6 protein-coding genes are annotated in these 6558 nt (G+C 30.7%); 3 read left to right on the top strand and 3 right to left on the bottom strand.

The features are described from left to right. Positions 1-40: 40 nt before the first annotated feature. On the top strand, positions 41-1726 hold the full coding sequence (gene pruA / locus AB2369_RS10225; RefSeq protein ID WP_367666380.1) for an L-glutamate gamma-semialdehyde dehydrogenase: 1686 nt from the start codon (positions 41-43) through the stop codon (positions 1724-1726). A 185-nt stretch (positions 1727-1911) separates the two neighbouring features. Here pruA and AB2369_RS10220 read toward each other — a convergent pair whose 3' ends face one another. Then, the gene (locus AB2369_RS10220) at positions 1912-3867 is read right to left on the bottom strand and encodes a prolyl oligopeptidase family serine peptidase (protein ID WP_367666379.1); all 1956 of its coding nucleotides are present in this window, start codon (positions 3865-3867) and stop codon (positions 1912-1914) included. Between the two features lie 417 nt (positions 3868-4284). On the opposite strand from AB2369_RS10220, the gene AB2369_RS10215 reads away from it, so the two are divergent. Both AB2369_RS10215 and AB2369_RS10210 read left to right on the top strand, forming a co-directional pair. After that, a complete protein-coding gene (locus AB2369_RS10215) occupies positions 4285-4422 on the top strand; it encodes a hypothetical protein (RefSeq protein WP_367666378.1) in 138 nt (45 codons plus the stop codon). 114 nt (positions 4423-4536) lie between these two features. Further along, positions 4537-4725 carry a hypothetical protein gene (locus tag AB2369_RS10210; protein WP_367666377.1) on the top strand — a complete coding sequence of 63 codons (189 nt, stop codon included), beginning with the start codon at positions 4537-4539 and terminating at the stop codon, positions 4723-4725. Positions 4726-5145: 420 nt separating this feature from the next. Here the strand turns inward: AB2369_RS10210 and AB2369_RS10205 are convergent, their stop codons facing one another. Both AB2369_RS10205 and AB2369_RS10200 read right to left on the bottom strand, forming a co-directional pair. After that, a complete protein-coding gene (locus AB2369_RS10205; protein WP_367666376.1) occupies positions 5146-5658 on the bottom strand; it encodes a hypothetical protein in 513 nt (170 codons plus the stop codon). 51 nt (positions 5659-5709) lie between these two features. Continuing rightward, a complete protein-coding gene (locus tag AB2369_RS10200; RefSeq protein ID WP_367666375.1) occupies positions 5710-6240 on the bottom strand; it encodes a hypothetical protein in 531 nt (176 codons plus the stop codon). Between the last annotated feature and the right edge of the window lie 318 nt (positions 6241-6558).

The raw sequence follows: 6558 nt of genomic DNA, 5'->3' as shown, positions 1-6558 counted from the left end.
GTCCCAAGACTTATTTTTTATTAAGTGGAGGTTGTATTATATGAATACGAATTACAAAATAAATAAGCCTACAAATGAGACTATAAAGAGTTATGTTACTGGTACACCTGAAAGACTAGAATTAAAAACCACATTAGATAAGCTATACAATTCTCAAAAAAATATTCCTTTAATTATAGATGGAAAGGAAGTTTTCACAAATATCACTGAAGAGTTTATTATTCCCCATGAAAAAGGTCATGTGCTAGGTCGTTATCACAAAGCTACAGAAAAGGAACTTAAAATGGCTATAGATGCTTCTTTAAAGGCAAAAGAAAGATGGGAAGCGACTTCTTGGTATCAAAGGGCTGCTATATTTAATAAAGCTGCTAATCTGATAAGTGGTAAATATAGAGCACTGTTAAATGCAGCTACAATGTTAGGTCAAAGTAAGACTGCTTATCAAGCTGAAATAGACTCATCCTGCGAACTTATTGATTTCCTTAGATTTAACACTCACTTTATGGGAGAAATCTATAATGTTCAACCTGATTCAACTATCGATGCTTGGAACAGATCAGAATATAGGCCTCTTGAAGGCTTTGTTTTAGCAATCTCACCATTCAACTTTACAGCTATAGGTGGAAACCTATCTACTGCTCCTGCTATGATGGGTAATACTGTTGTATGGAAACCTGCTAGTACTGCTGTTCATTCAAATTATCTATTTATGAAAATACTTATGGAAGCTGGACTTCCTGCTGGAGTTATAAATTTTGTACCTTCAAGTGGAGCTCTTATATCAGAAGTATGTGTAACATCAAAAGATTTAGCTGGTATACACTTTACTGGCTCAACAAAAGTATTCCAAACTTTATGGAAAAAAGTTTCAGATAATATTTCCACTTATAAAACATATCCAAGATTGGTAGGAGAAACTGGAGGTAAGGACTTTATATTTGCTGATAATACTGCTAATATTGATGAATTATCTACTGGAATTATCCGTGGTGCTTTTGAGTATCAAGGTCAAAAATGTTCTGCTGCTTCAAGAGCTTATATACCTAGCTCAATTTGGCCTTCTTTACGTGAGAAACTCCTTGATGCTGTTTCTAAGATAAAAGTAGGTAATGTACGCGAATTCGACACCTTTATGGGAGCTGTTATTGATGAAAGTGCCTATACTAAAATTATGGATTATATAAATAAAGCTCATAGCTCTGACGATGCAAAGGTTATATTCGGTGGAGGAACAGATAAGATTGGCTACTTTGTACAACCTACCATAATTCAAGCTTTAAAACCTGACTATGAAACCATGACTGACGAGCTATTTGGACCTGTAATTACAATATACGTTTATGAGGATGAATCCCTTGATGAAACCTTAGACCTTTGTGATACAACATCTGTCTATGGACTTACGGGAGCTATTTTCTCTAATAATCGCTATAATATAGAACACATGCTTTATAAACTAAGAAACTCTGCGGGCAACTTCTATATCAATGATAAACCAACTGGGGCCGTTGTTGGCCAGCAACCATTTGGTGGTGCTAGGGCATCTGGAACTAATGATAAGGCTGGCAGTCATATTAATCTACTTAGATGGGTATCCCCTAGAACTATAAAGGAAAATCTATGTCCATGTACTAACTTCGAGTATCCATATATGTCAAATGAGAAACCTGAAAAATCTAAAACAGTAGGTGACTCTGACCTTGGCCTTGATTTTATGAGTCTATAAAACATTTAAAAATAATTAATAAAAGAGTGGTTATGCACATTGATTTATATATTGTGCATAACCACTCTTTTTACTTATGCCTAAATTATATCTGTCACCTTTATGTTTTAAATAGAAAAAAGCTGAACTCATAACTTAATATAGCTCAACTTTCTTCTATTTATTGCTACTTATAAAAATCCTTATTAAACATGCTCTACAAACCACTGAAGATTTTGTTCCATTACTGCTTTATGAAGTCCTGGTTTATGAGGCCCGTGTCCCATTCCCTTAAATACTACAAGTTCACTTTCAACTTTTAAGTCTTGTAATCCTCTATAGAGCTCATATGCATTTGGAACAGGCACCCTCTTATCATTATCACCATGTTGTATAAGGGTTGGTGTGCAAGCAGTTTTTATATAAGTCATAGGAGAAGTTTTTGCATATATTTCTGGATCATCCCATGGTGTTGCTCCTAGATATGACCTAGTAAAGGTTGTTATGTCTGTATTTACATAGTACGTAGTCCAGTTACTTATTCCTGCTCCTACAGAAACTGCTTTGAATCTATCGCTAAAGGTTGTGCAGAAGGCCGAAATATATCCACCTTGGCTCCAACCCATTACCCCAACTCTTTCCCTATCTATTATTCCTTTTTCTATTAGTGAATCTACTCCTGAAATAACATCCTCATAGTCTCCCACCCCAAGCATTCTAAAATTGCAGGTCAAGAATTTATTACCATAGCCTGAGCTCCCTCTATAATTAGGCTCAAGAACCATAAAGCCTCTCTCTACAAACTGCTCAATTGGATATACTTTATTCATATTATGAATGGGGAATGATGCCCATGTTGGTCCGCCATGTATAACTACCAAAAGTGGATACTTTTTATTAGAATCATAATCATATGGCTTGGATAAGACTCCTTCTATCTCAAGACCATCCTTGGTGCTCCAGATTATAAGTTCTTTTTTACTCAGTAGTTTATTATCATATATTCTGCTTTCATCCGTTATCCTTTCTGAGTTTATGTAAACCTCAGCAGCCTTATTTTTTTCTGATTTAATATAGGCTATATTTTCACCATCAGACGTACTATCTAAATCAACTATATAACATTCATCATTACTATAGATTGGAGAAACTTCACCCTTTTCAGAAACCATTCCTATTTTATAGCTGGCTCTATCCTGCCAGTTTGCAAGTATTCCTTTACTTGTCCATTTAATAGGCATAACACCCCTGTCAAACTCAGATAACCTCATTATAGTCTCTTCTTTTTCAAGATCGTATATCTCTAGAATACTCTCTTCATAAACCTTCCATTCATAATATTCTGGTTCTCTTGGAGTTTTAGAAAATGCAATCTTGTTTCCATCTGGAGAGAATACAATATTTGAAATAAAACCTCTAATAATATTAAGTTTTTTAAACTTTTTAGTTAAAATATCTAATAGATATATCTTTGTTTCTTCATCTCTTATATCTCCCGTTGGAGTACATATAAGGGCAGCTTTTTTCCCATCTGGAGATAGTTGAAAGCTCCTTATGCTAAAATCCATGGGGTTTGTTATATCAACTTTGATATCCTTTGGTTCTTCCTTATCATCTTTTTTCTTATTACTCATCTCTTTAAATGATTCAATTGCCTCTTCTATTCCTACATAGCATAAATAATCATTCTTATATTCCTTATCAATGTATTCAAATTCCCCATAAGTTTCTTTACGTTTCTTTAATTCCTCTGAGTCGGATTCTGTAGTGGTATAATATATTCCCTTTCCATCAGGTGACCATATAAATTTCTTTACACTTTCCTTAGAATTTGTGATCTGGATTCCATTGAACTCGTCAAAGGTTTTCAAAATAATTTGCTTTCGAGGCTTTTCTTTTTCGCCCATCTCTATAATATAGGCTAAATAATTCTTATCCGGTGCCCATACAGGGTTGCTACTTTCAAATTTTCCTGTTGTGATGGGATAATGCTTTTTTCCATCTACTTCATAAACCCATACATGATTTCTGTATACATTTTCAGATAAATCAGAAGTCCTTTTAACATATGAAATAACATTTCCTTCTTTACCAATGCTTATTGATTGAAGCCATGGTATTTGTACCAGCTCATCAATTGAAGTATAGTTTGTCTTATTCATAAATTCTTCAATCCTTTCATTATCATAGAATTCGTGCTACAACAAGTAATATTTAGTAATTTTAGCACTTTCTTTGATTATATAGTATAATTTGAATTTATTGAACTATTTCAAATGATGGTCAAGCACAATTTCTAAGAGTTCCCTATGGTAATGCAGTACCAAAGGTTATTCCAGAAAACTTAACTTATGAACAAGTATTATTTTTAACTGATATCTTGCCTACTTCTCTTTAAGGTGTATATATGGCTTAGGTGAAACCTGGAAATACTGTTGTAATATTATGCTGTGGACCTGTAGAACTTTTAACTCAGAAGTAAGCTATATATAAAGGAGAAAAGAGAATAATTGCTGTATATTGTATAGATTATAAGCTAGAGCATGCTAAAAAATATAACCAAGTGGAAACAGTAAATTTTGAACAATCTAAAAGAACTTACTAGTGGAGCAGCTAATGCTGTAATAGATTATGTGGGCATGGATGGTAAAATGTCTAATATAGAAAAGATAGAAAGTCTTTTAAAAATTCAAGATGGATCAAAATCAGCTATATAAATGTCAACACAAGCTGTAATAAAGAGGGGTACTGTTACGTTGGTATAAGTCTACAGGGCTAAATATAACACATTCTCTCTAAGAGATTTCTTCTTTAAAAATGTTACATTAAAAATGGGTCAATGCCCTGCTTACTCATATATTGATCCAATTCTAAATTTAATTAACTCAGGTAAATTTGATGTAGTCGATATAATACCCCATAAGCTTTCTATTGATAAAGGAGAGTATGTATACAAAATCTTTGATGGCAAGGATGATAAATGCATAAAGGTTATATTAAAACCTCAATCTTACATATAACCTTTCTCTAAAAGTTTAAAAGACACCATTAATATTATTTCTGGTGGTGACTTTTTAAGCCATTTTATTATATAATTTTACTTCAATAGAATTATTAGGATATTTAACGAAAAGACTTGTATGAAATTATAAATAATTTATAATAAAAATTCATTTACATATATTATTCATCATAATAATACCATAATACCCCTAGAACCAATTTCTTTCTACTCAATTATGAAGAATTAAATGAAAAATCTAGAATTGTAATCGAGGATTACGAACATCTAACTCCTAAGAATGTTAACTATACTGAAAAATTATTATACTAAAAAATAAATTTTATAATAAGTTTATAAGTATAGAGTAACAAAACCATGATATACTATCGTGGATATAAATAATAGAAAGGAATTAAAATCTTAAAGTGGCCCAAAATTATACATTACTTAATATGTGTAAAAAGCTTTCAAAATCTATACTTTCAGGTATAGCACAATCCCAATCTTGACAATAAAATATTCCCATTACGAGAAATTTCTTTATCATTTCATTGTTTTTTTCTAAAATCAAATTAAATACTACTGCTAATTTTCTTTGCATAAACTCATATAATTCTTCAATATCATTTTCATTAAGATTTTCTATTATTATTTTTTTATTCATAATTCCATCTTTAAAAACATATATCATAGTTGCATAAGTTAACTTAATATCAACGTCTTTATATCTACAATATGCTCTTATTTTACTTAATTTATCTTTATCTAATATTAAAGTAAAAATATATGCCAATTTATTTACAACAAATTTATTCAATTCTTTCATATCATTTTCAGATAATTTGCCATCAGAATGCATATCCTCAATTGGCCCATTTCTATAAGCATAATGTGCTGTTACTACTGAAAGCTTATGAATAATATCTAGATCATCTAAAGGACTATTCATATTTACATAATTACTTAAGATTTTTTCACTCATATTTATTCTTTACCTTTCCTAAATATACATTAGTGATTTTCCCATTACTACATTTCCGCCTACTCTCCTAGATATTGGCTTAAATCCTTTATCTATATAGTACTCTATGGCTTTATCTTCATTTTGAACAACTTTATCCTCATAAATTCTTGCTGGAATTAAACCTATGTAATTAACATTAATATAATTAAAATACTCTAACATTTGCTCTAATAATAAGCCACAATAACCTTGATGCCTATATTCTCCATCTATTTCAATATGATCTATAACTGCAATTAATCCACTTATTTCTTCATTATCCTTAGCTTTACTTAATACATCTATGACTTCTAATACATCCCCTGATATTGAATCTGCACTATAAATTAAATCATCCCATGAATCTACTCTATATTCATTAAAAAAATATATATTTGCATATCCAATTGACTTTTCATCCTCATTCTCTATATTTTTCATTACTAATGTTGCATTAATACTAAGATAATCTAACTCTTCGTCTTTTATAGTAGTAAATATTACCTCAAAATAATTTTCATCTTCCATGAAAACCTCCTTAAAATTCCCACTTTATTTTCACTATATCCTTTAATTTCAATATTTACCTTTATCATATCACATTAGCTAAATTAAGGCGAATAAACTTCTAATATTAGTGGAGTAAGCTTGCAATTAGTTTATAATTTTCTATATATCTTTAAAACTTAAGACCCCTATTATTCATTTATAGAATAATAGGGGTTCTACACCACTTAAAAACTACTAAATATACTTAATCTTCTATTTAATAATATATATTTATCTTTATATTTATTACAATCACTAACTCCAAATCATTCACTTTACTTATTATGAGTATTAACT

The organism is Clostridium sp. (genome assembly GCF_040797585.1).
Taxonomy (GTDB): Bacteria; Bacillota; Clostridia; order Clostridiales; family Clostridiaceae; genus Clostridium_Z.
Note: the sequence above shows the minus strand (reverse complement) of the source record. Positions and strands in the feature narration are given on the sequence as shown.